Origin of the sequence: Okeania sp. SIO2F4 (assembly GCF_010672385.1) — a bacterium.
GTDB lineage: Bacteria > Cyanobacteriota > Cyanobacteriia > Cyanobacteriales > Microcoleaceae > Trichodesmium.
The window spans coordinates 1-3,344 of sequence record NZ_JAAHGT010001024.1; the positions used below are offsets into that span (position 1 = coordinate 1).

Annotated in this window: 3 protein-coding genes and 1 pseudogene; 2 read left to right on the forward strand and 2 right to left on the reverse strand. The window is 36.1% G+C overall.

Annotated features, from left to right (window positions below):
- Positions 1-559 precede the first annotated feature (559 nt).
- Entirely contained in the window at positions 560-1,384 is an 825-nt protein-coding gene (locus tag F6K22_RS36565; protein ID WP_293109585.1) for a YwiC-like family protein, read from the forward strand.
- A 300-nt stretch (positions 1,385-1,684) separates the two neighbouring features.
- Here the strand turns inward: F6K22_RS36565 and F6K22_RS36570 are convergent, their stop codons facing one another.
- Positions 1,685-2,101, reverse strand: a complete 417-nt coding sequence (locus F6K22_RS36570; RefSeq protein WP_293109586.1) for a hypothetical protein — start codon at positions 2,099-2,101, stop codon at positions 1,685-1,687.
- Between the two features lie 188 nt (positions 2,102-2,289).
- Between F6K22_RS36570 and F6K22_RS36575 the strand changes: the two genes are divergently transcribed.
- Positions 2,290-2,475: a hypothetical protein gene (locus F6K22_RS36575; RefSeq protein ID WP_293109588.1), complete on the forward strand. Its 186-nt coding sequence runs from the start codon at positions 2,290-2,292 to the stop codon at positions 2,473-2,475.
- Between the two features lie 382 nt (positions 2,476-2,857).
- Here F6K22_RS36575 and F6K22_RS36580 read toward each other — a convergent pair.
- Positions 2,858-3,344, reverse strand: a pseudogene (locus tag F6K22_RS36580) (aromatic ring-hydroxylating dioxygenase subunit alpha); the annotation flags it as partial.

Genomic DNA, 3,344 nt, shown 5'->3' on the forward strand with positions numbered 1-3,344 from the left:
TTGGCAATCTCCAGAATTAACCAAAATAGCCTATAATATCAAATCCACTTAATTCAGTATAAAAAAATGTTCCATCTTCAGCTATTACCAAATATTTCTAGCTCTCCCCATCTCCCCATCTCCCCATCTCCCCATCTCCCCACACTATTTATCTAACTACACCAATACTACCGGATTTGATATAATATCATCTCCGTTTGAATACTCATAATTAAAGCTCGTAGTATTGCTCTAGCCCTAAGATAGATATTTATAGGGCTAAAGCTCTACTACAAACAAAAACTTTTTTTATCACTAAATTATCTGGACATGATATAAGTAAGATTACTTATCTTAATTTATCCTCATATTCAATTATTTTTCTTTGAGCAGGTAAAAAATAAAAATTTTTATTCCCAAATAGCCTGATTTAGTAACTATTATATATTTCTGTATCAATGAATACATAAAATTTAGGGGGTAGTTGTGAGATTATTAAAAGTAATTCTCAAGAATTTATAGAAAGATTTGCCTGAATGTGAGAGAAGTTAGTCATAACTATATATTATGGAGTCTAAGCATGGTTCAGTTATCAACAATTAATAGCAAGAAAAATCGCCCCAACCTATATGCATGGTGCAGACCTACCTTTTCTCCAGAACAGGGGGTTTTACTGGTATTAGGTGGTTCTTTTCTCACAGGAGCAGCTTTAGCCCAAGAATGGACAAGCTCAACAACTTTAGCTCTAATCTGTGCTTTTTTTGCCTTACAAGCAGAACATCCCTTAGTAGTGCAAATCAAACAACGAAGCAGTTGGAAACCTCGCTTTTTAATCTGGGGTGGTTTGTATGGAAGTATTGCAATAGCGATCGCTGGGTGGCTTTCCCTCCAGACTCCATGTTTACTATGGATCTATGCAATAGCAATAGCAGCTTTAATTGCTGATAGTGTTGCTGTTTTTAAACGCAAACAAAAATCTATATTAAACGAAATGATTGGATTTTTAGCTATCTGTCTGTGTGCACCCCTAGCATACACAGCTACCACAGGCCATATTTCTCTAACTGCCATAGCAATGTGGATACTTAATACCTTATTTTTTAGTAGTGCTATATTTACACTCAAGTTACGGAAACAAAAGACCAGTTGTCCTATACCCGGAATTATTTATCATAGCACTGCAACCCTGATTATACTTGGTATTTACTGGTGCAACTGCTTAAACTTAATAACAGCTTTATCTTATAGTGTGGCCTTAATTAAGTTAGCGGCGATCGCCCTTAGATTAGATTGGTATCGTACAACAAAATTTTATTTTGTCGCAATATTTGAAACCCGTTTTGCCCTAATCTACATTGCTATTGCTGCCATAAGCGTTCTTCCAGCTCACCTACCTAATGCTTAATTTTTTGGTAGTGGTTATTTCAGTTATCAGTTATCAGTTATCAGTTATCAGTTAGCCTCCTATGGAGGAGCTGCGCTTTTCATGTCGCGGAGCGAAATACTACCTCTCCTCTGCCTAAAGCATCGGGAGTGAAATACTTATGGCGAATATTTTTTTCATCCCCTTGAAAGGGTATACGCCTCCCCCAATTTGTCGGTAAAGAAGTAATGATAAGTAATGGGAAACAAGCCTAGTTAATAAATACTTCTAATATCCTTTATCCTTACTATTTTAGGACTACCAATTTTTTCAATCAAAAAATTAGACTGAATTGACAATAGCAATCCTACCATATCTCGGATCGATATCAATTCCCATCACCTCAAAAGAGCTAAAATAACTACCATCAGGGGCAAAAATTGAGTAAGTTTTTGTTGTACCTGCTGGTAAGGATAAACATTGATTAAAAATTTCTTGCCTATGCTCTAGAGGTAAAAAATTGTGTTCTCCAATTCTTAATGCTGCTTGATTATAAAAAGAAAATTGACCTTGGAAGTTAAGGATACCAGCAGGAGCTGGAAATTGTTCGCACCACCTCAAGGCCAAAAACCATTTTGCTTCTGAAAGTCTTTGATATTCTCGGTTTGGGTTAGGGTGTTGTAAGACTTTGTATCCCCCTTCACTGGCGAAAATTGTTCCACCTAAAAACCCAAACATTATGCCAATGGTATTACCCATGTTGAACTAGCTCCATCCATAATGTGAGAGATATTGACTTCGATCGTGCTAATTTTTATTAGCTATGTAGTTGCTGCTGCTTCATCAAACCGACATAAAACGTCATATAGTCACATTTTAATGTGTACGGACGTTTAGCTGGCGGACAACGCGCGTTTTTCATGTCGCGTAGCGAAACGCTGCGCGACATGAAACGCATTTTTGCCTGTGCAACGTCCCTACCTGCTTATACTGAGGCCGTCGGCGGTTACTCATCCACAGGCATCAACGGTCAAGCTCACCGCATTTCTCTCCTCGAGAGTAACTGTTTGATGAACTTAAGAGTCAAAAGTTATTTCAGTTATCAGTTTCTCCTGCTGTATTGGGAGGCTTAAAATACTGAAATTTATTTTTTTTCATACCCTATTCAAGGGAGGGCTATTGACCTGATTTTTTAGTCAAAAGTTAGATGTTATACTCTCTATTTGAATTCGGAAGATTCAAACAGAGACAATTTTTCTTGATTGACCTGATTTATAGTAGTTTTCGCTCTAGATAAACTAGGGTAAGCAAAGAAACCCTAGGCATCTTTACTATTCCCGACTCCCAAACCCAATCAGGATTTTCTGGTCTACTTAACTGAAAAGTTCTATAATTCAGGGACTTTTGACCTAACTCTAATATGGTGACAACTTATGTATGATAAGTTTTATACCTTATGAGTATCTTATCGGTTGTTAAACAGATACTCTATTATTTTCAGCATATATTTATGATTCATCTTTTGGCTTGTTTTCTAATTAACCTTTGTGTACTGACTAGAGCGCTATTTAACTCATAATTACGTCGCTGAGGATTTTTTAGATAAGCTTGTTGTTCTTCTTCTATCATTTCTACATCTTGCTGCACTAAACCATCGAGTAGTTTTTGAGCTGAACCAAATAAACTTTTTTTCACAAATCGTCTAAACCATTCTGGTAGTTTATGTAAACGCCAAAAGGCATGAAGTGATGTAAAGTGAATCAGATAAGCTTGGGTTTCTATTTCATTAATAGGACATAAAAGACAGTAAATTTTAAAATCTTTGCCCAGGTTAGAAACCCAATTTGGATAGATATAACTAACATTTAATGGTTCGGGATGGAGTTGTAGCAAAGCAGGAAATAATAATTGAGATATTGACCAAATTTTGTCAATTTTATAATAGCTTTGAGCTTGATAATAAGCATCTACCCGGTGGTCATTTTCCGATAAGTCTATTAAT

Bases quoted from the DNA above. Each gene is read 5' to 3' on its own strand.
- F6K22_RS36565 (WP_293109585.1), top strand. From the start codon at position 560: ATGGTTCAGTTATCAACAATTAATAGCAAGAAAAATCGCCCCAACCTA.
- F6K22_RS36570 (WP_293109586.1), bottom strand. From the start codon at position 2,101: ATGGGTAATACCATTGGCATAATGTTTGGGTTTTTAGGTGGAACAATT.
- F6K22_RS36575 (WP_293109588.1), top strand. From the start codon at position 2,290: ATGAAACGCATTTTTGCCTGTGCAACGTCCCTACCTGCTTATACTGAG.